Genomic DNA, 26,531 nt, shown 5'->3' with positions numbered 1-26,531 from the left:
TTGAGGACCAGGTCTTCGGCGTTCATGCTGCCCCCATCATCGCGGTCTACGGGGTCAACGATATGGCACCGTGGGGACACATGTATGTCAATCCTGGTCTAACAGAGCCTTATTTAATCCCCGTCCCGAAATTAAACCGCCCCCCATTTCTTGGACATTGAACTGCCGCCCGAGAAAGCTAAACGCCTTCTGGCAGGTTGTCCCGGACCGAGGGCGGCCGCCTCGACCGCCCTCGGCCCTCACCCACCTCAACTGCCCTCAACTACATAGAGCTGGTCGAGAAGGGCCCAAGCTAGCAGGCGCCTTCCTCGTCGTCGTTGGGCCGGTAGGTGATGAACTCGATGACGAAGGCCAGGACGGCAGAGACGAGCGAGGCGATGATCGCGAAGATCATGTGGGAGATCCCGGCGCCACCAGGGGTCCCGTCGATGAAGTTGAGCAGGTTGAAGACACCGAGGCCACCCGAGATGTACATGAGGGCGCCCGTCATTCCCACGATGGCGCCGCCCACGGCGGAGCTCAGGCATGCCACGACGAACGCGCGCTTGTTGGGGAGGGCGATGCCGTAGATGCCCGGCTCGGTGACGCCGAAGAAGAAGGCGGAGATCATCGCGGGAAGGGCGATGCCGCGGAAGCGCTCGTCCTTGTTTCTGAGATACATGGCAAAGATGACCGCTCCGAGCGCGAACCCGTGGCCGATGGTGGCGGCGAGCACGCTGTCGTGGCCGAGGGTGTTCAGGTTCATGATGGAGATGGGGATGAGGCTCCAGTGGAAGCCAAAGATGACGAGGCACATCCACAGTCCGCCGACCAGGGCGCTGCCCAAGACGGAACCAACCACGGGAAGCTGGAAGATGAACGAGAACGCCGCGCTCAGCAGGTTGGTGATGAGGGTGGCCACCGGACCGATGACGAGGTAGCCCAAGACGATGGAGACCGTCATCGTGGCGAGCGGGACGAGGAACATCTTGAGCGCAGCCGGCATCCAGCTCTTGAGCCAGCGCTCAATGATAGAGCCGAACCACACCATGAGAAGGACGGGAATCACCGAGCTCACGTAGCCGGACACGGGCATGATGATGGGGACCCCGAGGGCGGTGGCGTACCACGAGAACGTGCCGGCCACGCCGAGGTCGATGCTGCCGAGCGCCTCGCCCGAGGTCAGGGCGACCATCGTCGGGTAGAGGAGCGCCACGCCGATTGCCACGCCGGTGAACTCGTTCATGCGGAACTTGCGCGCGGCACTGAACGCCAGGGCGACGGGAAGGAAGTAGAAGAAGCCGTCAGCCACGGCGTAGAGCAGCGTGTAGAGGCCGTCGTTTGCAAAGGCCGGGACGAAGTAGGTGATGAGGGCAAGCAGTCCCTTCATGATGCCTGCGGCGGCAAGCGGTCCCAGGATGGGCTGGAAGATGCCAGAGATGAGGTCGATGATGACGGAGGCAACGGTCTTATCGCCCTGGGGCTCGTCGTCGGCGCTTGCGCCGCCCGAGAAGTTACCGGCCTCCAGGACCGCGTCGTAGACGTCCTCGACGATGTTACCCACGACCACCTGGTACTGGCCGTTGGCCTGGATGACCTGGATGACGCCCTTGAGGGCCTCGATCTTGGCCGTGTTGGCGCGAGACTCGTCCTTGAGCTTGAAGCGCACGCGCGTGATGCAGTGCGCGACGCTGGCGACGTTCTCGGCGCCGCCTACGTTCTCGAGTATGGATCTGGCCAGATCGTCGTATTTTTCAGCCATTATTTTCTCCTTAGTGATATTGCCCGGGCGGCTAGCCCAGGTCGCCTCCGTTGGTGGCGATGGCCTGTTGGTACCAGTAGAAGCTCTTCTTGCGCCTGCGCTCGAGCGTGCCGTTGCCCAGGTTGTCGCGGTCCACGTAGATGAAGCCGTAGCGCTTCTCCATCTCGCCGGAGCCCGCGCTCACGAGGTCGATCGGCCCCCAGGTGGTGTAGCCGAGCATCTCGACGCCGTCCTGCTCGATGGCGTCGCGCATGGCCTCGATGTGCTCGCGCAGGTAGGCGATACGGTAGTCGTCCTCGATCGTGCCGTCGGGAAGCACCTCGTCATAGGCGCCGAGGCCGTTCTCCACCACAAAGAGCGGCTTTTGGTAGCGGTCCCAGAGGTCGTTGATCGTGATGCGGAACCCCAGCGGGTCGATGACCCAGCCCCAGTCGCTCGTGCGCACGTAGGGGTTCTCCACGCCGGCGAAGGCGTTGCCCTCGGCGACGCCGCCCACGGAATCGGGGTCGCCCGCGGTGCAGCGCGAGGAGTAGTAGCTAAACGAGATGAAGTCGACGGTGTTCTCCGCAAGGATACGCTCGTCCTCGGCGGTCATGCCCACATCGATGCCCTCGCGCTCGAGCATCTTGAGCGCGTAGCCGGGGTAGTGCCCGCGCGCCTGCACGTCCACGAAGAAGAGGTCCTCCTGGTTCTTGACCTGCGCCGCGCGGACGTCCTCGGGGCGGCAGGAGTAGGGGTAGTAGCTTCCCGCGGCGAGCATGCAGCCCACCTTGTTCTCCGGGTCGACCTCGTGGGCGATCTTGGTGGCCCAGGCGCTGGCCACGAGCTCGTTGTGCGCGGCGCGGTACTCGGCCTCGCGGGCATTCTCCCCGGGCTCGAGGACGATGCCGGCACCCATGAAGGGACGGTGCAAGATCATGTTCATCTCGTTGAACGTGATCCACCAGCGCACGAGGCCGCGGTAGCGGTTGAAGAGCACCGTCACGAGCCGCTTGTAGAGCTCGATGAGGGTGCGGTTTCGCCAGGCGCCGTACTTCTTGACGAGGTGTATGGGGCAGTCGAAGTGCGTGATGGTCACGAGGGGCTCGATCCCGTGCTCGCGGCAGCAGCGGAACACGTCCTCGTAGAAGGCGAGCCCGGCCTCGTTGGGCTCCTCCTCGTCGCCGTTGGGGAAGATGCGACTCCAGGCGATGGAGAGGCGAAAGACCTTGAAGCCCATCTCCGCGAAGAGGGCTATGTCCTCGCGGTAGCGGTGGTAGAAGTCGATGCCCGTCTGGGCCGGGTAGTAGTACCCGGGCTCGAAGTCGAGCATGCGCCTCAGGCCGCGACTCACGTCGTTGCGCTCCGGCCCGTGTGGGATGACGTCGACATTGGCAAGGCCGCGGCCGCCCTCGTCATAACCTCCCTCGCATTGGTTGGCGGCGGTGGCTCCTCCCCAAAGGAACCCTTTTGGAAATGGCATAGTGCCTCCTTCTCTCTGGCGTCCCCACCTCTGCGGGGGACGCTTTAATAACGTCCTTGCGACCTCACGCGCCGGGCCCGTGGCCCTTTCCCTGATGCGCGCGGGCCGCCTGTGAAGGGATGACTAGCTGACGGCTTGTCCTGCGGCGGCGCGACGTGCCTCCCGGCCTCCAAGCAGGGAGGGGACCTGCGCCAGGCACACGCCGGCGAGGATGATGGCGACGCCCAGCCACTCGACGACGCCGAGCGGCTCGCCGAGGACGATCATGGCGATGAGTAGGCCGGCAGGGAGTTCCGCGGCGGCCATGACAGTGGAGAGGCCCGCGGGCAGGTGCGGAGAGCCCATGCCGAAGAGCAGGACCGGGCAGAGCATGCCAAAGAAGCCGGCGATGACGGCAAAGGGCAGGATGCCCTGGGCGAGGACGCCCGAGACGACGTAGTCCGGGCACACCGTGAGCGACATGACCACGGAGCCCGCGCATACGATGACGCCACGCTGCTCGGACGAGCAGGGGGCCTCGACCTTGCCGGAGAGGGTGACAAAGAGGGAGCAGGACACGGCCGCCCCCAGCGCGCAGAGCAGGGCCACGGGGTCGTACCCGGTGATGCCGGTCTTGTAAACGCCGCTGGCGAACACCGTTCCGAAGACGATGACCAGGGCGGAGACCACTTGGAGGGCCCTCGGCGGTCGGCGCGTCATGACGGTCTGCCACAGGAGTCCCAGCCACGTGAACTGGAAGAGGAGCGTGAGCGCCACCGGGGCGGGCAGCACGCTCATGGCGTAGCAGTAGAGGATTGAGGTGAGGCAGGTGAGGGCTCCCAGGCCCATGAGCTTAAGGGCGAGTTTCCAGCCCACGCGCTGCCATCGGTGCCCGAGTGCGTGGCCCGCGAGTGTGGCGAGAGCGAAGAAGAGGCAGCCGAACCACGCCTGGCTCGCCACCACCTGCGCCGAGGTGAAGCCCGCGGCGTAGGCGAGCTTGTAGGTCGTGGCCATCGCGCCGTAGCAGGCGCCGCCCGCAAAGACCTGGAGCGCCGCCTTGGCCTGTCCCGCGCCCGTGGCTCCTGTCCCGGCGGCCTGTTGCTTGATTGTGTTTGTTCCTGCCATTAGGCTCCCTTCCGTCTGCTGTCTTGCAGATGCACGTCTCGTGCGTCTGTTCCCTGCAGTCGGAAGGTGGGCTCGTGCGGTCTTCTGGCGGTGCATGTGGCACCTGCTGCCAAGACGAAAAAAGCCACGCAACCGACTGCTCGGTTGCGTGGCAAAAAGGTGGCTAGCGCCCAGAAAAGTCCACGCGTTTTTAGACTGAGACAAAGTACTACAACAGGTGAGATTCCGTCAAGAAAAACCGAGAAAAAAGTGAGTCTCTGCCCGCCGTACCTGTGGCGGTCGTTCCCCGAACGGGGCGGTGCGCTGGGGACTGTCTCGATCTGTAACAGTAAGACCCGGTTTTGGTCCGTAGATGTTACAGATTTAGACGTTTTGTCGGGGCGGTTTCCGTTTGTCTTGATCTGTAACAGTTAGGGGTCAAAAGTGGGTCTAGATGTTACAGATTGAGATTGTTGAGGATGGGTGGGGGTAGCTAAAATAGCCCCGTCCCTTTTTAAACATTGGGAAATCGAGCGTGGCAAGCATAGGTCTTCGGGGTATAAGACGGCTAATTGTATGCCGCCCTATGAAAGGAACCCTTATGCCCAGCGTTGCCGTTCTTGCCGCCGATGGCTTTGAAACGATTGAATGCCTGACCATGGTCGATGTCATGCGTCGCGGCGGCGTGCGCGCCACGCTCATCTCGATCATGCCCACGCGCGAGGTCGTAAGCTCGTTGCAGATTCCCGTGACCTGCGATGCGCTCTTTGATGAGATCAACTTTGAGGAGTACGACTGCATCGTGCTGCCCGGCGGCCTGCCCGGAGCCACCAACCTGCGCGCCGACCAGCGTGTCTGCGATGTAGTCTGCGAGTTCGCCGCAACCAAGCACGTTGCCGCCATCTGCGCCGCCCCGTTTATCCTGGGCGAGCTTGGTCTGCTCGAGGGACGCCGAGCCACGTGCTTCCCCGGCTTTGAGAAGAGCTTCCCCGAGGGTGCTTATACCGGCGAGAAGGTCACGCAAGACGGCAACATCATCACTGCCAGCGGCATGGCACAGTCACTTCCCTTTGCCTTGGAGCTGCTGCGCACACTCGCCGGCGACAAGGCCGTCGAGAAGGTTGCCGAGGGCATCCAGCTATGATTTTGGCTTCGCAATCGCCGCGCCGCATAGAGCTGATGCGCGAGGCGGGCTATGACGTTCGCGTAATTCCCGCAGATATCGACGAAACACCTTTTGATGGCGAAGCTCCGCTTACGCTTGTCGAACGCTTGGCACGCGCCAAAGCCGCTGCCGTTGCCTCCGAGCACGCCGAACCCAACGAACTGACTGTCGCAGCCGATACCATTGTCACCTTTGACGGGCAAATTTTGGGCAAGCCGGCAGACGAAGACGAGGCACGCACTATGCTCCGCGAGCTTTCGGGCCGCACGCACCAGGTGGCAACCGGCGTCTGCATCGTTAAAGCCGGCGACGCTGCAGCTCCGCATGCCGCCGAAAGTCTGTCGTTTGTCGATGTGACCGACGTGACGTTCTATGAGCTTACCGAGGAGCAGATCGGGCACTATGTTGCCTCCGGCGAACCCATGGACAAGGCCGGAGCCTACGGTATCCAGGGCACAGGCGGCCGCATGCTCGTGCATGACATTTCGGGCGACTTCTACAACGTGGTGGGCTTACCCATCGCTCGCGTCGCACGTGCGATTCAAAAACTCTCGTAATTGCATCTGGCGCTGGGTATCCCCCGGCGCCTACAATTTTGCCGTACCGTACGGATCCCGACCGAGCATAAGGCCCGGCGGAAAACCGATAGGAGAAAACATGGACACCCTGCTCGAAGCCATTGACGTTTGCGATGTCGATGGCTTTTGCTTTGGCAACTATACAGACGGGGAGGCCGGCACCGGCTGCACCGTAATCGTGGCGCCCGAGGGTGCCACCGGCGGCGTTGACGTACGTGGTGGCGCTCCCGCTTCGCGCGAGACCGATCTGCTGCGTCCCGAGAACACCGTCGATAAGGTCCACGCCGTCTGCCTTTCGGGCGGTTCGGCCTTTGGTCTCGAAGCGGCAAGCGGCGTGGCCCGCGAACTCGAGAGCCGCGGCATCGGCCTGCCCGTCGGCCCCACGCAGGTGCCCATCGTGTGTTCCAGCTGCATCTTCGACCTCGCCTTTGGCGATCCCACCGTGCGTCCCGACATTGAGGCCGGTATCGCCGCCGTGCGCGAGGCGCTCGACCATACCCCCACCACACTCGAGCAGGGCAATGTAGGTGCCGGCACCGGCGCCACCGTAGGCAAGCTCATGGGGCCCGCCACCTGCATGAAGGCTGGCCTTGGAGCTGCTGCCGTGGCTCTCGGCACCGTCAAGGTGGGCGCCGTGGTCTCGGTCAACGCCTGTGGCAACGTGGTCGACCCGACCACCGGCGAGTGGGTGGCCGGCATGCGCGCCGCAGCCGATAACGACCAGATCGTCGACATGGAGCTCGCCGCCCTTGCCGCCGCCGGCTCTATGAAAATGCCACTCGACCGCACCAACACCACCATCAGCTGCATCGTCACCAACGTGGAGCTCACTAAGGCCCAGGCCACCAAGGTCTCCCAGATGGCCGCAGACGCCTATGCACACGCCATCCGCCCCACACACACCACCAACGACGGTGACACCATCTACACCCTTGCCAGCGGCAAGCTGGACAGCCAGGCAAGCGCCGCCGTTCCCCTAGACCTGCTGGGCATGCTCGCCGTAAGGGCCCTGGAAACCGCCATCGTAAACGGAGCCAAAACCGCCAAAACATCCCACGGCATCCCCGGCGTTGCGAAGTAATCCACTCGACCGTCGGTCGGAGACGGGCGGGCGTTACGTTTGCTGCTCTACAGTCCTATGCAAGACGAAGGCCACATTAAGTGGCCTTCTTTGCATGCGGAACTCGCGACAAACGTAACGCCCGCCCGTCTCCGACCGACTACCATCTAAGACCTTTTCAGCCCAGGCCCCTGTGTACCGCGCGTCGAAGATCTTCAAATTCAGCTTGCTGACATAAAGCGAGACATAGCAGAGGGCCCCTGGTCCTTAACTTGATACGAGTTCCGCACGCAAAGGAGGCGCCAGTGGCGCCTCCGTCTTGCGCAGGACTGTTCGAAGTAGCAAGTTAAGGACCAGGGGTCCCCGTTACCCGAGCGTTTATGCACTAGTTGAATTTGAAGATCTTTGAGGCAAGACGGTATAGGCCGAGTGTGGTTTTGTCTCCAGCCCGCCCGTGCAGGTTGGTAAAGAAGCCAACCACACCGTAGCGTGCACGACGATACATACGCTCGTCGTAGGCCTTCAAATCACTCCACAATGTCGTCAGGCGCTCGTCGGCGCAATCCTCATCGGAAAGCTTGGTTAGCACCGAACAAATTGCCATCATCATGGTGAAATAGCCCATCATGTACGCGCGCAGACGCGACGACTCGACATCGCTGTACAAATGGAACGCCTCCATCATAATGCGCGTCACGCGAAACTGCTGGTCCAGACGTTTGACCATCGTGGCCTCGTTGACGCTCTGGCCCTCGCGACCGATAAAGTAACGATAGAGGTCGATGTCGGCGTAGTACATGGTCTTGCAGCGCGGCAGCGGCACATAGGCGTAGATATTGTCGACATAGAACGTGTGCGGCGGCATAGGCAGATTGGACGCGCGCAGCACATCCGTGCGATAACACAGGCTGTGCATGAGCAAATTCTGGTCCGGGCGGAAATGGCCGATCTGGTCCCAGGTAAAGATCTTTTTGCGCGGCAGGGCAAACTTGTAACCAATAGCGGTATGCGTACCCTCGTAAACCTTCTCGTACACATAGTTCGAGATAAACAGATCGACGCGCTGGTCGCGCTCCTCAAAGCCACGCAGAATCGAAAGCATGGTCGAAAGCGCCGCACCGTCGAGCCAGTCATCCGAGTCGACGACCTTGTAGTAGGTGCCCTGCGCCTCGCGCAGGCCCGAGAGAACGGCCATGCCGTGGCCGCCGTTCTCCTGATGCACCGCGCGGATGATACCGGGGTAACGCGCCTCCCACTCATCGGCCTTAGCTGCCGTCTCGTCCTTGGAACCGTCATCGACGATGATGATCTCGATATCGGTGGCATAATCGCTCCCCTCCAGAATGGAGGTGATGCAATGGTCCATGTCCTTGGCGGCGTTATACGAGGGAATACCGAATGATATGACTTTATGCATGGCAGGCGATAATCTCATCCGAAAGATCGAGGGCAGAGTTGGTCACGGCATCCATATCGTAGTAACGATACTCGGCCAGGCGACCCACCGGGTGGAAGTTCGTCAGGTTCTGGACGCGCTCAAGATAGCGCTCATAGAGCTCGCGGTTCTCGGGCTCCAGAATGGCGTAATAGGGCGTCTCGCCCGAGCCGGGCGTATAGGCCTTGGAATACTCCTTCATGATGGTGGTCTTGCCGGGCAGGACCTGACCAGTCATGTTCTTGAACTCGGTGATACGCGTGTAATCCTCGCTCGTGGTGTAATTGACGGTGCCCACGGGCTGGAACTGGTCCATATCGAGCGTCTCGAACTTCATGTCGAGCGTACGGTACGGCAGAGCGCCCAAGTCGAGGTTGAACAGCTCGTCGAGCGGACCGGTGTAGACGATCTCGCCGCCATAGACCTTGCCGTCGATCTTGACGGTGGTCTCGTCAATCTCAAAGAGGTCGCGGGCGTCCACGTCGCAGAACACATCAATCAGATCGTGGTCGAGCATATGCTCGAACAACGCGGTATAGCCGTCCTGCGGCATGCCCTGGAAGGGAGCCTGCGGGAAATAGCGGTCATCGTCGCCCACAAAGACGGGAACGCGGCCGGTGATCGAGGGATCGATCTGGTCGGGCGTCTGGCCCCACTGCTTCATGGTGTAATGCAAAAAGACGTTCTCGTAGACGTAATCGGCGACCTCGGCAAGATCCGGGTCGTTCTTCTTGCGCAGCTCCATGATGGGCACCTTGACGTCCTTGCCAAAGGTCTCCACGAGCTTCTGATACAGCTCCTCGCCGCGCTCATCGCCAAAGGCGAGCTTGAGGCTCGCGTGGTTAAAGGGCACGGGCATAAGGGTGCCGTTGATGTTGGCGAGCACCTTGTGCTGATAGTCCGTCCACTTGGTAAAGCGCGACAGAAAATTGTGGACGCGCTCGTTAAAGGTATGGTAAATGTGCGGACCATACTCGTGGACCAGGATCCCGGCCTCATCAAAGCAGTCGTAAGCATTGCCCGCAATGTGGCCACGGCGCTCCAAAACGGCAACGCGATAGCCGATGGTCTCGGCAAGACGGCGGGCACAAACGGCACCGGCATACCCGGCACCGACGACAATCATGTCGTATGCGCCGGCGTTAAAGCCTTCAGGCAGGCCTGAGGTAATCTGCATCGATACTCCTTGTCAAAAGCCACGGGCTCGTTAGCTGGGCTTTTCTCGAACATTCTTCGAGACATATTTATCAGAGCGATTATAGCGCTAATGCGTCCTATAATGAGCTTGCCACACAAGGAAAGCTCAAGCACCCCGGCGTACATATTTGAAAGGTAAACCCGCTAGCAGCGGGTTTATTCGTGGACAGCCGGGTGCCTGGAGCTTAGCGAAACGCTTGTAAGGAGTAACATGAGCGATTTCCTAAACCGTATGAAGTCTGCCGCCAAGGCCGACCTTAAGACGATCGTCCTGCCCGAGGGCGAAGATCCGCGCACCATCATCGCAGCTACCAAGATCATCGAGGAGGGCTTGGCAAAGATCGTCATCTTGGGCAACCCCGACGAGATCAACGTTCCCGGCGCTACCGTCATCGACCCGCGCAATGCCGAGAAGCACGAGGAGTACGCGCAGAAGTTTGCCGAGCTCCGCGCCAAGAAGGGCGTCACCATCGAGCAGGCTCGCGCCCAGGTGATGGACGCCACCTACTTTGGCACCATGATGGTCAAGATGGGCGATGCCGATGGTCTGGTCTCCGGCGCCTGCCACTCCACCGCCGACACCCTGCGCCCCGCGCTGCAGATCCTCAAGACCGCCCCGGGCACCAAGCTGGTCTCGGCCTTCTTTGTGATGTGCACCGACACCCCGCAGTTCGGCACCGACGGCACGCTGATCTTCGCCGACTGCGGCCTCAACATCAACCCGTCCTCCGATGAGCTCTCCGAGATCGCCATCGCCTCCGCTCACTCCTGGTCCACCTTCATGGGCAACGTTGAGCCGCACGTGGCCATGCTCTCCTACTCCACTATGGGTTCCGCCGGCGGCGAAGTCGCCAAGAAGGTCCAGGAGGCCGTGAAGTTCTGCAAGGAGAAGGCCCCCGAGCTCGCCATCGATGGCGACCTGCAGCTCGACGCCGCCATCGTCCCCAACGTCGCCCAGCTCAAGGCTCCCGGCTCCTCCGTTGCCGGCAAGGCCAACGTGCTCGTGTTTCCCGACCTCGAGGCCGGCAACATCGGCTACAAGCTGGTCCAGCGCTTCGCCGGCGCCGACGCCTACGGCCCCATCCTGCAGGGCATCGCCAAGCCGGTTAACGACCTTTCGCGCGGCTGCTCTGCCGACGACATCGTGGGTGTCGTAGCCATCACCGCCGTCCAGGCTCAGATGGCTGAGTAGCGGACATATCCCCTCGGGACCCTACAGGGTAAAGCTCTGAAAACGTCCTCGGACATGCATGAAACCCCCGCTGCGCACTTCGTGCGGCGGGGGTTTCATGCGTCCTGCGGAATGTTTTCAGAGCTTTACCCTGTAGGGTCCCTGCCGCCACGTGGTGCTCAGGGGATCTGGGGTGGACGGCGGCTTGGCTACGAGCTGGGGCTGAGAAACTGAATGGATGGGTGCCGTTGCTGGGGGGCAAACGATGCGGATATGGTCACGTTGGATTTGAAAGGCTGATAGGGGCCTCGGCGGTTGTTGTGCCGGAAAGCGTGTCCCGGTCTGGAGGCGGATTGTGGGATGCAGCTTCCGCTTGGGGCTTGTTTGGGAAACTGTGGGACGGAATTTTGCTTTATTGTGGGTCGCACTTTCCGCAACGTGCCTCAACCGGAAAGCGTGTCCCAGAATTTGTGCTCGAAACGGGATGGAGTTTCCGCTGTCCTTCTGCTAGTAAAAAAGGCCTCCGGAGCTGTTGCTTCGGAGGCCTTTCGTTTAAATGCAAATGCGCGCGTTAGTTGTTCTTGGTCAGACGCTCGACGTCGTGGGCGATCATGTATTCCTCGTCGGTGGGGATGACCATGACGGTGACGGCGGAACCGGCGGCACTGATGACCTGCGGGCCGTTGCCCACGGCCTCGCGGTTCTTGTTGTTGTCGATGCGCACGCCCAGCCACTCAAAGCAGTCGCAGAAGGCCTTGCGGATCGACCAGTCGTTCTCGCCGATGCCGGCGGTAAAGGTGATGGTGTCCACGCCCGCCATGGATGCGATCATGGAACCGGCCTGCTGCATGGCCTTGTAGGCGAACATGTCGAAGGCGAGCAGGCAGCGCTCGTCGCCCTCGGAGGCGCGTGTACGGATGTCGCGGGCGTCGTTGGAGATGCCCGAGATGGCAAGCAGACCAGACTGCTTGTTCATCATGTCATCGACTTCCTGATAGCTGTAGCCGCCCTCGCGCTGGAGGTAGCACACGGTGGCCGGGTCAATGGAACCACAGCGGGTACCCATCATCAGACCGTCAAGCGGCGTGAGGCCCATCGTGGTGTCGCGGCACACGCCGTCCTCAATGGCGGCAAGCGAAGCACCGTTACCCAAATGGCACGAAAGCAGACGGTGGCAGCGCGAACCCAGGATCTCCTTGGCCATCATCCACTCATAGCGGTGGCTCGTGCCGTGGGCGCCGTACTTGCGCACGTGGTACTTGTCGCACACGTCCTTGGGCAGCGCGTAGGTATAGGCGACCTCGGGCATGGTCATGTGGAACGAGGTATCGAAGACGGCGACGTTGGGCAGCTCCGGATACTTCTCGCGGCAATACTCGATTGCTGCGGCCTCGCCGTAGTTGTGCAGCGGAGCAAGCGGTGCCACCTCAAGAATCTTGGCCATAACCTCGTCGTCGACAACTGCAGAATCATCGAAGTGCCAGCCGCCCTGAACGATACGATGGCCAATGCCATCAATCGTAAAGTCGGTCTTCTCGAGCTCCTCGAGCACGCGAGCGATAGCAGAGCGATGATCGGGGAAAGGGACCTCCTCGGTCTGCTTGGCGCCACCGTTCTCGGAGTGGCCAAAGATGCCCATGTCCGAACCGATACGTTCGCAGTTGCCCTTGGCGAAAACCTCTCGGGTATCGGTATCCAAAAGCTGATATTTAAGGCTTGAGCTGCCGGCGTTGACAACAAGTACGTTCATGAGACTCCTTTGCAGTGCAATACGGTCGACGCAGACCCCTTAAGGCGGCCGCATTTTAATAAGAAGTTATCACAACTTGATAAATAGCTATCAAGCATATCGCCCAACGAGCACAAAAGAGGGGCCGAACGGCGCTCGGTCGTCCAGCCCCTCCCCTCTTGCAATTACTTGCCGTTGACGATGCGCTCGACGTCGGAAGCGATCATGAATTCCTCGTCCGTGGGGATGACGAAGATCTTGACCTTGGAATCCTTAGCGGACAGGCACCAAGCGCCATCGCCACGCAGAGCGTTGCGAGCGTGATCCATCTTGACGCCCATAAAGGCCAGACGGTCGGCCACACCGGCGCGGACAGCCGGAGCGTGCTCGCCGATACCGGCGGTAAAGACGAGCGTGTCCATGCCGCACATGGAGGTTGCCATCTCGGCTGCCTTGGCGGCAATCTTGTAGACGAACATATCGAAGGCGAGCTGAGCCTCGGGATCGCCGGCGGCGGCGAGCTCCTCGACGTTACGGCAGTCGTTGGTCTTGCCGCCGGTCACAGCCATGAGGCCGGACTTCTTGTTCATCATCTCGTCAACCTCGTCGAAGGTGTAGCCACCCTCGCGCTGCAGGTAGCACACGGTAGCCGGGTCGATGGAACCGCAGCGGGTGCCCATCATGACACCGTCGAGCGGGGTAAGGCCCATGGTGGTGTCCATGCACTTGCCGTCCTCGATAGCGCACAGGGAGGCGCCGGAACCGATGTGGCACACGACGACCTTGCGGGCCTCGCCGTTGGTCATCTCGGCAACCTTCTTGGAGATGTAGCGATAGCTGGTACCGTGAGCGCCGTACTTACGGATGTGAAGCTTGTCGCAAACGTCCTTGGGCAGGGCGTAAGTCTTGGCGACCTCGGGCATGTTGAAGTGGAAAGCGGTGTCGTAGACCGTGACATTGGGCAGGTCGGGGTACTGCTCCAGGCAGAACTCGATAACGTTGGCCTCGGGGTTGTTGTGCAGCGGAGCGAGCGGGGCGACCTCGCGAATCTTGGCGAGAACGTCCTCGTCGACGAGGGAGGAATCGCCAAAGTACCAACCGCCCTGAACGATGCGGTGGCCGATGCCCTCGATCTTGACGCCGTTAGCCTCGAGGTCCTTCAGGACGACCTCGATGGCGACCTTGTGGTCGGGGAACTCGATGTTCTCGGTCACCTTCTTGGAGCCGTTGGCAGCGTGGGTGAAGGTACCGCCGGTAAAGCAGACGCGCTCACAGGAGCCCTTTGCGGACACCTTGTGGGATTTGGTATCGATGACCTGATACTTAAGGGTCGAAGATCCTGCGTTGACGACCAGAACGTTCATGTGTCTCCCTACTAACAGGCGGTGTGGCGCCGCCAGGTTACATACGCTTCAATAATAAACCCAAACGCCCTCGCGCTCGGGTTTATTGCGTTGATATATAAGTTATCGGTGCCTAAGCTTTCGCCTCATCCCACGGAAGAAGCGTCCTCAGATGAGGTTCTCGCCCAGGTTTTTGCCGCCGAGGACGTGCATGTGGAAGTGCATGACGGTCTGGCCGGCATTGACGCCCTTGTTGGAGATGACGCGGAAACCGTCCTCCAGGCCCTTGGCCTTAGCGACCTCCTGGATGGCGTGGGCCATGGCGCCCATGGTCTCGGCAGGTACGTTGTCGGCGATGTCGCTGTAGTGCTTCTTGGGGATTACGAGCGTGTGGACCGGCGCCTGGGGATTGAGGTCGTCGAACGCGATGACCTGATCGTCCTCGTAAACGACGGTTGAGGGGATCTCGTGGTTGGCAATTTTGCAGAAGATGCAATCACACATGGTTGGTTCCTTTCTCACAGACCAAGGTAGTCTTTTTGGGACGGGGCTTTTTTGACTACCCTTGCGCGACGGCTCGCCAGGTGCCTGCGCTTTCGAAAAAGTAGTCAAAAAAGCCCCGTCCCAAAAAGACTACCCCAAAGTAGGCTGCGAGGTGGTTAGAACGAGAGGTTGTCGTCGGTATTGGCGGCTTCGCCGTCGGCGAGCACGTCGTTGCCGTCGACGTCCTTCAGGAGCACCGAGACCTTCTGCTCGGCATCGGACAGGCGGGTGCGTAGGCTCTTGAGGAGCTCGACGCCGCGTGTATAGCTCTCGAGCGACTCCTCGAGCTCCATGTCGCCCGACTCCAGGCTGCGGATGATGAGTTCCAGCTCCTGCGAGGCCTGCTTGTACGTAAGCTGCTCGACCGGGGTCTTCTCTGCCATATCTGTTTCCTTTCCTAAAGGTTTATCGCTATGAAAGGCGGTCTACTCGACCGTATCGACCGTATCGACCGTTGCTGCCACGTTGCCGTCCGCCATACGCACGCGGATAGCGTCGCCCGGCTTAAAGGTCTTGGCGCTCGTAGCCACACTGTCCTCGCTGTACGCGATGGAGTAACCGCGGGCAAGCACCTTGAGCGGCGACAGGGCATCGAGGGACGCGGCAGCTCGGCCCAGGTCGGACGCGGGCTTGCTGAGCATCGTGCGCCCCTGATGCTCCAGACGGGAGCTCGCAAGCGTGAGCGCATGTCGTTTGCCATCGAGCCCCGAGGTACTTGCGATCAAGCGCTCGGGCAGACGCTCGAAGTTGGAGCGGAAGGCCCCAACCGAACGCGTTATGGCGCCGGACAGGCGATCAGCCGTCAGGGCAAGCTCAGACTCGCGACGCTCGACCATAAATGTGGGGTCGTTGAGGCACGGGCGGCACGCGGCCGCATCGAGCGCGTCGCCCAGACGAGCCGTATAGGTGTCCCAAGCGCGGCGACCACGCTGATCGAGCATCTCCAAATCAACCTGATTCGACCCGATCATCGATGCCATCGCGGCGCCCAGACGCTGATGGCGCGTCTCAAGCACGTCGGCCAACTCCGTCATAGCCGGCGCCACCGATTCTGCCGCCGCCGTGGGCGTTGAGGCGCGTCGGTCGCTCACCATGTCGCAAATCGAGGTATCGGGCTCATGGCCAATGCCAGTCACCACGGGCACAGGACAGGCTGCCACCGCACGGGCAAGCTCCTCGTCGTTAAAGGTCATGAGGTCCTCGAAGGAACCGCCGCCACGCACCAGCAAAATGCAATCGGGCGCCGGCGTAATGGAAGCGGCGCGACGCAAACCCTCAATGAGCTCTGCCGGCGCACCCTCGCCTTGAACCTTGGCACCCACGCAAACGAGCTCGACGAGTGGGTTGCGACGACGCAATGTGCGCTTGACGTCATCGATTACGGCACCCGAAAGCGAGGTGACGACCGCCACACGCGAGCAGAACACCGGGATGCGGCGCTTGCGCGCTTCGTCCATCAGGCCCTCGCGGCTCAGCTTTTCGGCCAGTTGCGCCACTTGTTGACGCAGCAGACCCTCCCCCGCCAGCGAAAACGAGCGGGCGACAAAACTCATGCGGCCCGTGGGCTTATAGAGATTGAAGCTACCCTTAAAGCTCACCTGCATGCCGTCGCGCAGATCGAACGTGCGCTTGAGATAGGCACCCTTCCAAATGATGCAGTCAACGGCGGCCGAATCGTCCTTAATCTGGAAGTAGCAGTGGCCGCTTCGGGCATTGGGGCCACGGAAGCCCGTGACCTCGCCCAAGACACTCAGCTGCGGAATAGCATCGAGTGCACCGGCGGCGATCTCCACCGCCTGGCTCACGCTGAGTTCCTTGCGCTCCTGATCGCCCGAGCCGTCAAACTCGGCGGAAACAGCATTGCCGGTTAGATTCCAGCCTGCCACGCAGCCTCCTTTCGTTATCGTGCACAAAGGCTCCAGCCCTGCGCAAATTCAAGTCCAATACATAGTACAGCGCCGCGGGGACACAAATCCCCGCGGCACCTGTCAAGCCAATTTGTTATCGGTTGGAGTTTCTGTTGTAGCGAGCCATCAGGTAGAGCAGCTGAATGATCGAGGTGAGCGCTGCGGCAACATAGGTAAGCGCCGCTGCCGTCAGGACCTTCTTGGCACCGTTGACCTGCTTGGAGCTCATCCCCGACTGCTCGATGTACGCCACGGCGCGGCGGCTGGCATCAATCTCGACCGGCAGCGTAACCAGCTGGAACAACACACTAAACGAGAAGAAGATCAGCGCGAGGGTCGTGAGTCCCGCGATGTTCATAAACAGGCCCATGAGTAGCACGATGGTCCAGGTGTTCTGGGTAAAGTTGACGACCGGGACCAGGGCAGTGCGCACCTTCATCATGGCATAGCCGCTTTGTCGCTGGGCGGCGTGGCCCGCCTCGTGGCAGGCGACGGCAACGCTTGCGACCGATCCGCCCGAACGGTTGGCATCCGAGAGATACAGGTTGTTATCCTGCGGGTTGTAATGGTCGGTGAGCTCACCGGCGACGCCCTTGATACCCACGGCATTGCAACCGCTGGCGTCGAGCATGCGGCGCGCGACCGCAGCGCCCGTGTCGCCGTCCGAGCGAACCTTGGACCAGGTTTTATACGTCGAGTTGATATAGCTCTGCGCGGCAAGACCGAGCATCGTACAAACAAGGACGACCAGCAGGTACAGCGGGTCGATGCCAAAGCCATAACCATAGTAATAGGGCATGCGAATTCCTCCGAATCGAGTTACACGTTGGAGGCATTCTACCCATTCGACTGACCAGCAAATCAACATCGATGTTTTGGCAATGTCAGCGAAAACGGCCGAGAGCGAGCAAGGTGACGTGAAAGAGAAGCGACGCGTACTTTGGTACGCGAGCGACGATTGAACGTCAGATTGCCGCTCTCGGCCGTTTGCAGCGTCGAGTTGTTACGCGGTTTGGTAAAACCGCGTAACCATATACCTACAGGAGCTCGATTTTGCCGTCCTTCACCGTCAACCCCATGTTGCCCGAGAGCAGATCGTCCAGGCGCGAGCCCACAAGCTCAAAGCGCCAGCCTTCGCGCAAAGGGCTCTGCTCGGGATGCTCGATATAGTCGGCCAGGTCATCGCGCGAGGCAATGACCGAGGTCGCCACGCCCGAACGCTCGGCAACCAGGCGAATGAGCGCGTACATGAGATCCGTCACGCTCTCCAGCTCCGGAGAGATCTGGCGATGTCCGCGCACCATGAGCGGCAGGCGATCGTGCGGGCAGCTCGCGCCGCGCTTAATGGCCATGAGCGCGCTGTCCACATCGCGCTCCCCCAGTTGATCGGTGCCGCGGATGCTGCGGAACTCCTCAACGCGCACAGGATTGCGCTTGACGAGCGCCAGCAGCGTATCGTCGGACATGACCCACTTGCGCGGGATGTTGCGGCGCTCGGCGCGGTCCTCGCGCCAGGCGGCAAGCTCGCGCGCAATGCCCAGCTGATGGCGGCTACACGAGTTGATGCGCTTGACCTTGCGGAATGCCTCATGCCGGTCGGCGCGGTAGTGCGACTCGTCTGCCAGCGGGCGCAACTCGTCGAGCACCCAGTCCACGCGGCCAAGCTCGCGCAGGCGGCTCATCATCTCGGTATAGGCGACGATCAGATACTTGACGTCATCGATCGCGTACTCAATCTGCTTATCGCTCAGCGGGCGGCGCGACCAATCGGTCAGCGACTCGGTCTTGGGCAGCGATACGCCGCAGAACGTCTGAACGAGCGCGCCGTAGGAAATCTGCTGGCGCTCACCCAAAAAGGCGGCGGCGACCTGCGTGTCAAAAATCGGTCGCGGCAGCGCGCCCACGGTGTGGAGCATGACCTCCATATCCTGCGAGCAGGCGTGGAAGACCTTGACCACGCTCTCGTCGGCCATAAGCTCGGCCAGCGGCGATAAGTCGTCGATCACCAAAGGATCGACCGCGACGCTCTCGGCAGGGGTGGCAATCTGAACCAGACACAGGCGCGGATGAAACGTGCGCTCGCGCAAAAACTCGGTATCGACGGCAATCGCGTCGAACTCACGAGCGCGCTGACAAAAGTCGAGTAGAGCCTGATGTGTGGAAATGTACATATCAACCCATCGAATAAGGTTAGGCCCGAAAAACACGGGTAGGATATCGGCATTGCCCTACAACTATACTCGGTTAGTCACAGAACGGGAACGTAAGTATGCGCTGCCTTATCATCCACAACCCGGCATCGGGTCCCAGCTCCGATGAAATCTACGCATTCACGCACGCTCTTGCACAGGGCGGCGACGAGGTCGTAATGCGCTTTATCGGCGATGGCATGGAGCCCGAGGACGCGGTAGCGGACGTTCGTGAGTTCGACCGCGTAGTCGTTTCGGGCGGCGACGGCACCGTCTCCAACGTGCTCGACCAGATGCGCGGGTGCGGTGTCCCTACGCTCATCTTCCCCTCCGGCACGGCCTGCCTGTTCTTTAACAACATCGGTAATGCCCCCGAGGCGGCGGCGCTTGCCAAGGCTTGCCGAGCCGGCCGCACGGTCAAGGTGGACATGGGTGAGCTCTTTTGGATCGACGAGAACGGTAACGAGAAGCGCCACGGCTTTATCATCATCGCCGGCTCGGGCTTCGACGCCGAGATCATGATGAAGGCCGCTCCCACCAAAAACGACATTGGCGAGATCGCCTACTTCCTCTCCGCGCTCGCCACGCCCAACCCCACGGTGGCGCACTTTACCATTGAACACGACGGCATGGTCGAGGAGCTCGACGGCATCTGCTGCATGGCGGGCAATACCTCAGTCATCCAAAACGACATCAACCTGTTCCCCAACTGCCGCATGAACGACGGCATGGTCGACATCGTCGTTATTGAACCCGTGCGCACGGTGCAGCTGCTCCCCACGGTGATCACCGCCGCGCTCGACCCCGCCGGCAAGGTGCTCGGCCGCCCGCAGTTTAAGATTATCCAGACCAAGGAAGCCAAGATTACCTGCACGCCGTCGCTGGGTATGCAGTTCGATGGCGAGATCATCTCCAGCAACTCCGGTGTCTTTGGCGCCCGCGCGCTTCCGCAATGCCTCGACCTCATCGTCGACGAATTCTCACCACTCGGAAAATAGGAGAACCCCGTGAACGACAACCCTATCCTTGGCTTTATCGTCATCGTTCTGGCCCTGCTCGTGGGCTACGCCATCAACCTGATTCACCGCCGAAAGAAGTAAATCCACATTGGTATGATATTCATCCAATCACCGAGGAGACGTCCAAGGGCAACAACATGGCCGCCATGGGTGTTGGCGCCATCATCATCGGTGTCTGTGGCTTCGTGATCTATCGTCGCAAGAAGGCCTAAGAACCCCACACCTTAAGGCGCGGGCGGGATGGCCAAGGTCGCCCCCCGCTCAGCCCGCCCCTTCGACCGGCGGGAAACGTCGCTGAAATCTTTCAAAAAAGATTCCCCGCAAACACTTTGCTGTGCTATAGTGCAACGCAACAGAAACAAGGTGCGACTGCGCCATGGCATCACGAAAGGAGCCACCAAGATGAAGAACGCGATGAAGTCCCTCAACAACTGGTGGTGGCGTGATGCGAATACGATCGGTCGACAGTGAGTCCCTCACGCCTGTTTTTGCGCTCTAGGTGATTGAAAGGCCTCCGGTTTCGACCGGGGGCCTTTTTCTATCTCGAGCCCGATCGCATTCGCATCACGCGCCTCCGCTTTTCCCTTGCACTCCCCTTCCGAAAGGATTTTCACCATGTCTCAGAACACCACCGCCACCCAGCCCCGCACCGTCCAGACCACCGACCGCGGCAAACTCGACCTCAAGGCACTCACTCTCTACGCCATCCTCCTCGCCGCCGGTTTCGTCCTCAACCTGACCGTCTCCAAGTTCTTTAGCGGTCTCACCGGAGGCATCCTCTCGCCCGAGTTCATCATTGCAGCCTTCTGCCTCGAGATTCTCGTCGTCAAGCCCAACATCGGCCAATCCGCGATTATCGGCCTCCTCGCTGGCGTAGTGATCCAAATCACCGCCTCCGTCAAGGGCCCCGACCTGATCGCTGAGCCCGTCGCCGCAATGGTCATGGCTCTGCTCGTCTCTGTGCTCGCCGACTCCAAGGCCAAGGGCCTGCTCCCGCTCGTCGGCACCTTCGTTGTCACCTTCATCTCCGGCATGATCTACGCCGTGATCTTCTCCATTGGCGTCATGAACAACCCGGCTTTCATGGGCGTCATGGCTCCTGTCGTCGCCGCCACCGGTGTTGCTAACGCCATCATCGTGACCGCCCTCTACATCCCCATCAAGAAGGCCCTCAAGCTCAACGACTAAGTAGCCGACAAGCCATACGCAGGCACCGCCGTCTTCAACGCCATCCTGGTCCAGGCCCTCAGCATTCCGCTCAAGAAGGTCTTCTCCAAGTAGTAATACTTGCTACCATGTAGACCGCCGGTCGTTTTGCGGCCGGTGCTCTTTTACGATAGAAAGGCCCCCATGAGCTCCAGCAATACCATCATCAAGCTCGATGACGTCTCATTTTCCTATGGGCACGAGGCGCAGAATGCCCTCGATCACGTCTCACTCGCCATCGAAAAGGGTGAGTTTGTGGGCGTCATCGGCCCCTCAGGCGCCGGCAAATCGACGCTTGCCGCCGTTATGAGCGGAGCCATCCCCCACCATTACACCGGCCAGCTCTTTGGAGCCACGCTCGTCGATGACCGCGACACCTGCGAGATCACCCTCACGGATATCTCGCGCGTGGTGGGAAGCGTGCTGCAGGACATCGATGCCCAGATGGTTGCACCCATCGTTGAAGACGAAATTCTCTTTGGCCTCGAGAACTTTGGCATACCGCACGATCAAATCGAGGAGCGCATCAGCCAGACGCTGACGACCGCCGGCATTAGCGACCTGCGCCACCGCGAGATTGCCACGCTTTCGGGCGGGCAGAAGCAGAAAGTCGCAATCGCCGCGATCATCGCCATGGCGCCCAACGTGCTCGTGCTCGACGAGCCCACGGCAGCGCTCGACCCGGCAAGCTCCACGCTCGTTTTTGACACGCTGCGCCAGATCAACCGCGAACACGGCATCACCGTGGTTGTTATCGAGCAGAAGGTCGCGCTGTTGTCGAAATACTGCAGCCGCGTCCTCGTCATGGCAGACGGCAAGCTCGCGTTTGACGGCGAACCCCACCAGGTCTTTGCCCACGCAAGCGAGCTGCGCCAGATGGGCGTCGACAGTCCCCGCGTCGCGCGCATCGCGAACAGCCTGGCAGAAGTGGGTCTGTTGCCGAGCGATCAGGCGCCCTGCCTCAATGTTTCCGAAGCGCACCAGCTTATCTCGTCCTTACTTGCGGATGCAACGAGCAAGGACGCGCCCGCCGATGTGCCCGAGACCTCTCCCCATATCCCGGCGGTTCCCCGCGGCGTCAATCAGGAGCCAGTAGTCGAACTCACCGATGTGACCTTTGCCTACCCCCATGGCGGTGCCTCGGTCAGCAACCTCAACATGTGCGTCTATCCCGGCGAGCTCGTAGGCATCATCGGCCAGAACGGTGCTGGCAAGACCACGCTCACCAAGCTGTTGAACGGCCTTCTGCATCCAGCGTCGGGAACCGTGCGTATGGCGGGGATGAACACCGCCGACGTCCCCACCAGCGCGATCGCTGCAAAATGCGCGACGCTGTTCCAGAACCCCGACCGCCAGCTCTGCCGCGACACCGTACTCGACGAGGTTGCCTTTGGTCTTGAACTGCACGGTGTCGGCACCGACGAGGCCCGCCAGCGTGCACGGGTGGCGGCGGAGCGCTTTGGGCTCCCCTTGGACGAATCGCCGTTCTCGCTTTCGCGCGGACAGCGACAGATGGTCGCCCTAGCGTCCGTGGTTGTGCTCGACCCACAGGTGGTTCTGCTCGATGAGCCCACGAGCGGCCTCGATTACCGCGAGTGCATGACCGTGATGGAGACGGTGAGCGAGATGGCCGAGCGCGGCTGCGCCGTGATCATGGTGTGCCACGACATGGAGGTCGTCTCGGACTTTGCCCAGCGTCTGGTAGTCATGGTAGACGGACGCATCCTCGAGCGCGGCGACGCGAACCGGATCTTCGCCGACGATGCCCTCATGCGCGCCGCCTACGTGGAGCCACCGCAGGTTGTGGCCCTGTCCAAAGAACTCGCGCGCGACGTTTCGCCCCGATTCGCCGGAATCAGTCAGGTCTCCGATCTGGTCGACCTGGTAAAGGAGATGCTCAAGCATGACTAACGTGATCGACTACGTGCCCGGAGACTCACTGCTGCACCGGCTGAACCCCGTGACCAAGCTAGCCCTGGCCGCGGCTATTATCTTGGCGACCTTCCTCGGCGACACTTATGTGCTCCTGATCGCCCTGCTTGTGCTGACTTTTATCTTGGGCATCTACGCCAAATCGACCGCAGGCCTCGTCTCGCTCGTCAAGCTCATGGTGCCGCTCTCACTAATCATGCTGGTCCTGCAGACCGCCTTTATCCGCACCGGAGCCCCCATCTTTGCCTGGATTACCACAGATGGTCTTATCGCCGGCACCAAGGCGGCGCTTCGCCTGCTCGGCGTGGCGCTGCCGCTCATCCTCATGCTCACCATCACGCAGCTCGGCGATCTCGCTAACGCTTGCGTGGAGGTGTTGCACGTGCCGTACCGCTATGCGTTCACGTTTACCACGGCACTGCGCTTTGTACCGGTCTTTAGCCAGGAGATGAACGCCATCATGGAGGCGCAGACCGCGCGCGGCGTTGAATACGACACCAAGAACCCCCTCAAGAAGATCCAGCTCATGCTACCGCTCTGCGTGCCGCTGCTGGTGAGCTCCGTGGGCAAGACCGATGCCACTGCCCTGGCGGCCGAGCAACGTGGCTTTTATCTGCGTACGCGCGCGAGCTCGTACAAGCGCTATCCCATTAAGGGCATGGACATTGCCATACTTATTGCCAGCATTGCCCTCATCGTCCTCGGATTCTTGTTCTAACCTGCCAAAAAGGGACAGGTTTATTTTGGTCGGTTTTATATGGGCAAATGTCAGTCTCGTCCTTTAAGCTCCAGCACCAAGCAGCAACCGACAAATGCAAAAGGCCTCGGCTCGCACAAACGAGCCGAGGCCTTTACTGTTTTCCCAGATAAAACCTACCAAAATAAACCTGTCCCTTTTTGGCAGGTCGAGGGCTACAGGCGGTAGGGGGCGCCGCTGCGGATGATGGACTCGCGTACCAAAACGTCCATGGCGTCGAGGGTGATCTCGGGCATCTCGCGATACTTTTGCAGCACCGAAAGCTCCGTGCAGGCCAGAATGACGCGGTCGCAGCCGCTGCGGGCAAACTCCCACATCACTCGGTCAAACTTATCCATATCGGGCTCGCGTCCTGCCTTCACGTCATCGTAAATAAGCGACATCACATCGGCCTGGCGTTTCTCGCTGGGATAAACGACTTCGACGCCCGCCGCCTCGCACTCGCGACCGTAGACGCCGGCACCCACGGTGCCATCGGTACCCATGATGCCGATCTTGCGCACCGGCTCGGCCGGCATGCTCAAGTTGGGGTCGAACTCACACTCCCCCATCACCACGCCGGCAAGCGCATAGCGCACCGACTCGCGCGGCATATGGATGATGGGGACCGAAGTAAACGACTGAATCTGATCGTAGAAGTAGTGCGACGTGTTACAGGGAATGGCAATGTGCGCGCAGCCCAGCGTCTCGAGCGCCTGCGCACATTCCTTCATGGTCGCCAGCAGCTCGGTATGGTCGCCGGTCTTAATGGCCAGCGTGCGGTCGGGCATGGTCGACTTAGAGAGCACCACCATGTCGATATGTTCCTGATCGCGGGCGGCCGCCGTGTGACGCACCACCTGGTCGTAGTAATACGACGTGGCCTCGGCGCCCATACCACCGATAACTCCCAGCTTTTCCATCGCCGCCTCCTTGGTGACGCTCGCACCATTGCGCGTATCATACCCGCGCCCGTCCGATACAAACCGGGCGGGCGCGACGTTCATCCTATTTGTAATACGTCTTAAACAGCTTAAAGTGACGCAGTTTGGTGTGCCACATGCGCAGCCAGCGGTTAAAGACAAAGTCGCCCTTCATAAACGAGGGGTCGGCGGCCTTACCCTCCTTGACCAGGCGATGCGCCTTAGCGCGCAGCTCGGGATCCTTGACGTATTTATCGACCACGCCCATGGGGACAACCATCCACAGCGCCTCGTTCTGCGCCGTCACAAACTCGGGCTCAAACGGGCGGTTGTACACATACTCGTCCACTACGTACTTGGCAACGTTAAAGCCACTGTTGGTGACGTAGTAGTTACTGCGGCCCTGGCGAGTGTTGAAGTCGAAGAACTTAAACGAACCGTCGCGCTCGTCGTATTTGACGTCAAAGTTGGAGAAGCCCGTAAACTTGAGGTCCTCGAGCAACTTGCGCACGCCGCCCATGAGCTCGTCATTGGGCTCGGTGATGATGCAGGCGTGGTTACCAACGCCGTGAGGCTGGTGCTCCTCGAGCAGCACGTGGCCCAGGCACATCATGCGCACCTTGCCGTTGCGGTCGGAATAGCTGGTAAGCACGCGCATGTACTCGTCGTTGCCGGGCACGCGATCCTGCAGGATCAGATCATCGGTGTAGCCACTCGCGTATACATCGCGAATGACCTGCTCCAGCTCGGCGCGATCGGCGATCTCGTAGGCCTTCTTCTGGCCCTCGAACTCATGCTCCCACCACATGATGCCGTCGGAAGGCTTCAGGATCATCGGGAAGGGAAAATCGATCTGGTCGAGCACCTCGGCGGGAGCCTCGCCCTGGGCGTTGAGCATGGCCATGGTAAAGGTAAACGTATGCGGATAGGGAACACCGTGCTTCTCGCACAGCTCGTAGAAGATTTCCTTCTTCTGGCACTGTTCGAGCATGCTGTAGGGCGCATAGGGCGCGATGACGTTTGAGGCGAGCTCGCCGGCATCCTGAGCCTGTGCGGCAAGCGCGACATAGTTGTCGCCGCAGCCCATGAGAATAATCTTCTTATCGGGATTGGCCTGCGCGACACCGTTAATGGTCTCGATCATGACCGGCATGGTGTCGATATCAACATTGGGCGTGTAGTCGATAATCTGGCTGCGGTACGCAGGACCGGTCTGGTACTTGCCAAAGACCAAGCTCTTGACCTGATACTCCTCGTAAAAGGCGCGCGCCACCGAATAGGCGTTGATGTCGCCGCCGAGCAGCACGGGGATAAACTCGCGCTCTGTAAACTGCAATGCCATGGAAACTTCCTATCTAGAACTGCCCACGACGGGCGGTCTTTATGCAACCTGTTTATTTTAGCGTGCCGGACCGTTTCCTCCTAAAGCTCCACTGTATCTATGACAATCAACGCAATTATCCAGCATGAAGGCCGCACTCACCGCCGTATGACAAACGGTAATGAACCCACCGTTGTTGTAGGGTTCAGCATATTGATACCCCCGAGTGAAAGGCGCACGCGTGCTCCAGGACCTTCCAACCGATAACCCCATCCTCGATGCCGCAAAACGCGAGTTGGCGCCGCGCGCGCAAGCGACTGCTCCTTTGCGCACCGCAAACGACGCTTACGACGGTGCCGCCTACATCACCTCCATCGATACATCGGCGCACAAAGGCACGCGCAAGACGCCCGTCGCCGGCGGACACGATACCGCCATCGAGCAGTTTGGCCTCGTCTCCGATGCCCACGCCGGGGACAACATCAGGGTAATCAAACTCGGCGACGGCACCTGTTCGTTCACCCCCGCCCAGGCGCTCAACGAAGTAGAGCAAGCTCGCCGCAATGGGACCTTATAGCCACAAACCCCAACGTTGAGATAACTTTCACAGTCCAAAGCCCGTCCCAAACAGGCCCCCGTAACGTTAAAGTTGAACTCTATGGTTTCTCAACAATTCGATATAACTGCAGGTCAAAGCCAAAGTCTCAAGTTCAACTTGACCCTTTAAAACCTTTAAGGTTCAAGTTGAGGTCGAAAGCAGTAGTAGAATACCTGAGGAACAATAACCTACG

At 60.5% G+C, this 26,531-nt stretch carries 25 protein-coding genes; 11 read left to right on the top strand and 14 right to left on the bottom strand.

Annotated elements, in window-relative coordinates:
* Nucleotides 1–292 precede the first annotated feature (292 nt).
* From ACTNBB_RS05425 to ACTNBB_RS05415, 3 genes are all read right to left on the bottom strand, one after another.
* Nucleotides 293–1,741: a PTS transporter subunit EIIC gene (locus tag ACTNBB_RS05425; RefSeq protein WP_441057042.1), complete on the bottom strand. Its 1,449-nt coding sequence runs from the start codon at nt 1,739–1,741 to the stop codon at nt 293–295.
* A 31-nt stretch (nt 1,742–1,772) separates the two neighbouring features.
* Nucleotides 1,773–3,203 (bottom strand): 6-phospho-beta-glucosidase, encoded by a 1,431-nt coding sequence (locus tag ACTNBB_RS05420; RefSeq protein WP_441040939.1) that lies wholly within the window; start codon nt 3,201–3,203, stop codon nt 1,773–1,775.
* Between the two features lie 123 nt (nt 3,204–3,326).
* Nucleotides 3,327–4,058, bottom strand: a complete 732-nt coding sequence (locus ACTNBB_RS05415) for an EamA family transporter (RefSeq protein WP_441057040.1) — start codon at nt 4,056–4,058, stop codon at nt 3,327–3,329.
* Between the two features lie 12 nt (nt 4,059–4,070).
* Here ACTNBB_RS05415 and ACTNBB_RS05410 point away from each other — a divergent pair, with 12 nt between their 5' ends.
* From ACTNBB_RS05410 to ACTNBB_RS05395, 4 genes are all read left to right on the top strand, one after another.
* Nucleotides 4,071–4,310 (top strand): hypothetical protein, encoded by a 240-nt coding sequence (locus ACTNBB_RS05410; protein WP_441057038.1) that lies wholly within the window; start codon nt 4,071–4,073, stop codon nt 4,308–4,310.
* 577 nt (nt 4,311–4,887) lie between these two features.
* Nucleotides 4,888–5,430 carry a DJ-1 family glyoxalase III gene (locus ACTNBB_RS05405; protein ID WP_427729073.1) on the top strand — a complete coding sequence of 181 codons (543 nt, stop codon included), beginning with the start codon at nt 4,888–4,890 and terminating at the stop codon, nt 5,428–5,430.
* The gene (locus tag ACTNBB_RS05400; protein ID WP_154517256.1) at nt 5,427–6,008 is read left to right on the top strand and encodes a Maf family protein; all 582 of its coding nucleotides are present in this window, start codon (nt 5,427–5,429) and stop codon (nt 6,006–6,008) included. The genes ACTNBB_RS05405 and ACTNBB_RS05400 overlap by 4 nt, the downstream gene beginning before the upstream one ends.
* A 100-nt stretch (nt 6,009–6,108) precedes the next feature.
* Nucleotides 6,109–7,110: a P1 family peptidase gene (locus ACTNBB_RS05395; protein WP_441057036.1), complete on the top strand. Its 1,002-nt coding sequence runs from the start codon at nt 6,109–6,111 to the stop codon at nt 7,108–7,110.
* Between the two features lie 364 nt (nt 7,111–7,474).
* On the opposite strand, the gene ACTNBB_RS05390 is transcribed toward ACTNBB_RS05395, so the two are convergent.
* Both ACTNBB_RS05390 and glf read right to left on the bottom strand, forming a co-directional pair.
* Nucleotides 7,475–8,506: a glycosyltransferase family 2 protein gene (locus ACTNBB_RS05390; RefSeq protein ID WP_441057034.1), complete on the bottom strand. Its 1,032-nt coding sequence runs from the start codon at nt 8,504–8,506 to the stop codon at nt 7,475–7,477.
* Entirely contained in the window at nt 8,499–9,701 is a 1,203-nt protein-coding gene (gene glf, locus ACTNBB_RS05385; RefSeq protein WP_427729079.1) for a UDP-galactopyranose mutase, read from the bottom strand. The genes ACTNBB_RS05390 and glf overlap by 8 nt, the downstream gene beginning before the upstream one ends.
* Nucleotides 9,702–9,932: 231 nt before the next feature.
* Here glf and pta point away from each other — a divergent pair, with 231 nt between their 5' ends.
* Nucleotides 9,933–10,913, top strand: coding sequence for a phosphate acetyltransferase (pta, locus tag ACTNBB_RS05380; protein ID WP_427718446.1), 981 nt, complete (start codon nt 9,933–9,935; stop codon nt 10,911–10,913).
* 550 nt (nt 10,914–11,463) lie between these two features.
* On the opposite strand, the gene ACTNBB_RS05375 is transcribed toward pta, so the two are convergent.
* The 7 genes from ACTNBB_RS05375 to rnd all read right to left on the bottom strand — a co-directional run bounded on the left by ACTNBB_RS05375 (nt 11,464) and on the right by rnd (nt 18,585).
* Nucleotides 11,464–12,642 carry an acetate/propionate family kinase gene (locus tag ACTNBB_RS05375; RefSeq protein ID WP_117820680.1) on the bottom strand — a complete coding sequence of 393 codons (1,179 nt, stop codon included), beginning with the start codon at nt 12,640–12,642 and terminating at the stop codon, nt 11,464–11,466.
* Nucleotides 12,643–12,806: 164 nt separating this feature from the next.
* Entirely contained in the window at nt 12,807–13,985 is a 1,179-nt protein-coding gene (locus ACTNBB_RS05370; protein ID WP_195535873.1) for an acetate/propionate family kinase, read from the bottom strand.
* A gap of 147 nt (nt 13,986–14,132) precedes the next feature.
* Entirely contained in the window at nt 14,133–14,468 is a 336-nt protein-coding gene (locus tag ACTNBB_RS05365; protein ID WP_035137921.1) for a histidine triad nucleotide-binding protein, read from the bottom strand.
* A gap of 155 nt (nt 14,469–14,623) precedes the next feature.
* Nucleotides 14,624–14,890, bottom strand: coding sequence for an exodeoxyribonuclease VII small subunit (xseB, locus tag ACTNBB_RS05360; RefSeq protein ID WP_006234311.1), 267 nt, complete (start codon nt 14,888–14,890; stop codon nt 14,624–14,626).
* 42 nt (nt 14,891–14,932) lie between these two features.
* Entirely contained in the window at nt 14,933–16,393 is a 1,461-nt protein-coding gene (xseA, locus tag ACTNBB_RS05355) for an exodeoxyribonuclease VII large subunit (protein ID WP_441057031.1), read from the bottom strand.
* Between the two features lie 115 nt (nt 16,394–16,508).
* Nucleotides 16,509–17,213, bottom strand: coding sequence for a zinc metallopeptidase (locus ACTNBB_RS05350; protein WP_441057029.1), 705 nt, complete (start codon nt 17,211–17,213; stop codon nt 16,509–16,511).
* Nucleotides 17,214–17,451: 238 nt separating this feature from the next.
* Nucleotides 17,452–18,585 carry a ribonuclease D gene (gene rnd / locus ACTNBB_RS05345; protein WP_441057027.1) on the bottom strand — a complete coding sequence of 378 codons (1,134 nt, stop codon included), beginning with the start codon at nt 18,583–18,585 and terminating at the stop codon, nt 17,452–17,454.
* Between the two features lie 98 nt (nt 18,586–18,683).
* Here rnd and ACTNBB_RS05340 point away from each other — a divergent pair, with 98 nt between their 5' ends.
* The 5 genes from ACTNBB_RS05340 (at nt 18,684) to ACTNBB_RS05320 (ending at nt 23,478) form a co-directional block, all read left to right on the top strand.
* The gene (locus tag ACTNBB_RS05340) at nt 18,684–19,601 is read left to right on the top strand and encodes a diacylglycerol/lipid kinase family protein (RefSeq protein WP_427727874.1); all 918 of its coding nucleotides are present in this window, start codon (nt 18,684–18,686) and stop codon (nt 19,599–19,601) included.
* A gap of 261 nt (nt 19,602–19,862) precedes the next feature.
* Nucleotides 19,863–20,093: a hypothetical protein gene (locus ACTNBB_RS05335; RefSeq protein ID WP_441015732.1), complete on the top strand. Its 231-nt coding sequence runs from the start codon at nt 19,863–19,865 to the stop codon at nt 20,091–20,093.
* A gap of 144 nt (nt 20,094–20,237) precedes the next feature.
* On the top strand, nt 20,238–20,810 hold the full coding sequence (locus ACTNBB_RS05330; RefSeq protein WP_441057025.1) for a hypothetical protein: 573 nt from the start codon (nt 20,238–20,240) through the stop codon (nt 20,808–20,810).
* 162 nt (nt 20,811–20,972) lie between these two features.
* Complete coding sequence (locus ACTNBB_RS05325; RefSeq protein ID WP_441057023.1) at nt 20,973–22,739, top strand: ABC transporter ATP-binding protein; 1,767 nt, start codon at nt 20,973–20,975, stop codon at nt 22,737–22,739.
* Complete coding sequence (locus ACTNBB_RS05320; protein ID WP_441057021.1) at nt 22,732–23,478, top strand: energy-coupling factor transporter transmembrane component T family protein; 747 nt, start codon at nt 22,732–22,734, stop codon at nt 23,476–23,478. The genes ACTNBB_RS05325 and ACTNBB_RS05320 overlap by 8 nt, the downstream gene beginning before the upstream one ends.
* Before the next feature lie 194 nt (nt 23,479–23,672).
* Here the strand turns inward: ACTNBB_RS05320 and ACTNBB_RS05315 are convergent, their stop codons facing one another.
* Together ACTNBB_RS05315 and ACTNBB_RS05310 are read right to left on the bottom strand one after the other, a co-directional pair.
* The gene (locus ACTNBB_RS05315; RefSeq protein ID WP_229770678.1) at nt 23,673–24,419 is read right to left on the bottom strand and encodes an aspartate/glutamate racemase family protein; all 747 of its coding nucleotides are present in this window, start codon (nt 24,417–24,419) and stop codon (nt 23,673–23,675) included.
* Between the two features lie 85 nt (nt 24,420–24,504).
* On the bottom strand, nt 24,505–25,761 hold the full coding sequence (locus ACTNBB_RS05310) for an ATP-grasp domain-containing protein (RefSeq protein WP_427748222.1): 1,257 nt from the start codon (nt 25,759–25,761) through the stop codon (nt 24,505–24,507).
* 220 nt (nt 25,762–25,981) lie between these two features.
* Between ACTNBB_RS05310 and ACTNBB_RS05305 the strand changes: the two genes are divergently transcribed.
* Nucleotides 25,982–26,317, top strand: coding sequence for a hypothetical protein (locus ACTNBB_RS05305; RefSeq protein ID WP_441057019.1), 336 nt, complete (start codon nt 25,982–25,984; stop codon nt 26,315–26,317).
* Nucleotides 26,318–26,531: the final 214 nt, after the last annotated feature.

Origin of the sequence: Collinsella sp. HCP28S3_B9 (genome assembly GCF_052066095.1) — a bacterium.
Classification (GTDB): domain Bacteria; phylum Actinomycetota; class Coriobacteriia; order Coriobacteriales; family Coriobacteriaceae; genus Collinsella.
This window is presented reverse-complemented; position numbering and strand designations above follow the sequence as displayed.

Coding starts and splice junctions, on each gene's coding strand:
- ACTNBB_RS05425 (WP_441057042.1), bottom strand. CDS start 1,741: ATGGCTGAAAAATACGACGATCTGGCCAGATCCATACTCGAGAACGTA.
- ACTNBB_RS05420 (WP_441040939.1), bottom strand. CDS start 3,203: ATGCCATTTCCAAAAGGGTTCCTTTGGGGAGGAGCCACCGCCGCCAAC.
- ACTNBB_RS05405 (WP_427729073.1), top strand. CDS start 4,888: ATGCCCAGCGTTGCCGTTCTTGCCGCCGATGGCTTTGAAACGATTGAA.
- ACTNBB_RS05400 (WP_154517256.1), top strand. CDS start 5,427: ATGATTTTGGCTTCGCAATCGCCGCGCCGCATAGAGCTGATGCGCGAG.
- ACTNBB_RS05395 (WP_441057036.1), top strand. CDS start 6,109: ATGGACACCCTGCTCGAAGCCATTGACGTTTGCGATGTCGATGGCTTT.
- ACTNBB_RS05390 (WP_441057034.1), bottom strand. CDS start 8,506: ATGCATAAAGTCATATCATTCGGTATTCCCTCGTATAACGCCGCCAAG.
- glf (WP_427729079.1), bottom strand. CDS start 9,701: ATGCAGATTACCTCAGGCCTGCCTGAAGGCTTTAACGCCGGCGCATAC.
- pta (WP_427718446.1), top strand. CDS start 9,933: ATGAGCGATTTCCTAAACCGTATGAAGTCTGCCGCCAAGGCCGACCTT.
- ACTNBB_RS05375 (WP_117820680.1), bottom strand. CDS start 12,642: ATGAACGTACTTGTTGTCAACGCCGGCAGCTCAAGCCTTAAATATCAG.
- ACTNBB_RS05370 (WP_195535873.1), bottom strand. CDS start 13,985: ATGAACGTTCTGGTCGTCAACGCAGGATCTTCGACCCTTAAGTATCAG.
- ACTNBB_RS05365 (WP_035137921.1), bottom strand. CDS start 14,468: ATGTGTGATTGCATCTTCTGCAAAATTGCCAACCACGAGATCCCCTCA.
- xseB (WP_006234311.1), bottom strand. CDS start 14,890: ATGGCAGAGAAGACCCCGGTCGAGCAGCTTACGTACAAGCAGGCCTCG.
- ACTNBB_RS05350 (WP_441057029.1), bottom strand. CDS start 17,213: ATGCCCTATTACTATGGTTATGGCTTTGGCATCGACCCGCTGTACCTG.
- rnd (WP_441057027.1), bottom strand. CDS start 18,585: ATGTACATTTCCACACATCAGGCTCTACTCGACTTTTGTCAGCGCGCT.
- ACTNBB_RS05340 (WP_427727874.1), top strand. CDS start 18,684: ATGCGCTGCCTTATCATCCACAACCCGGCATCGGGTCCCAGCTCCGAT.
- ACTNBB_RS05335 (WP_441015732.1), top strand. CDS start 19,863: ATGGCCAAGGTCGCCCCCCGCTCAGCCCGCCCCTTCGACCGGCGGGAA.
- ACTNBB_RS05330 (WP_441057025.1), top strand. CDS start 20,238: ATGTCTCAGAACACCACCGCCACCCAGCCCCGCACCGTCCAGACCACC.
- ACTNBB_RS05325 (WP_441057023.1), top strand. CDS start 20,973: ATGAGCTCCAGCAATACCATCATCAAGCTCGATGACGTCTCATTTTCC.
- ACTNBB_RS05320 (WP_441057021.1), top strand. CDS start 22,732: ATGACTAACGTGATCGACTACGTGCCCGGAGACTCACTGCTGCACCGG.
- ACTNBB_RS05315 (WP_229770678.1), bottom strand. CDS start 24,419: ATGGAAAAGCTGGGAGTTATCGGTGGTATGGGCGCCGAGGCCACGTCG.
- ACTNBB_RS05310 (WP_427748222.1), bottom strand. CDS start 25,761: ATGGCATTGCAGTTTACAGAGCGCGAGTTTATCCCCGTGCTGCTCGGC.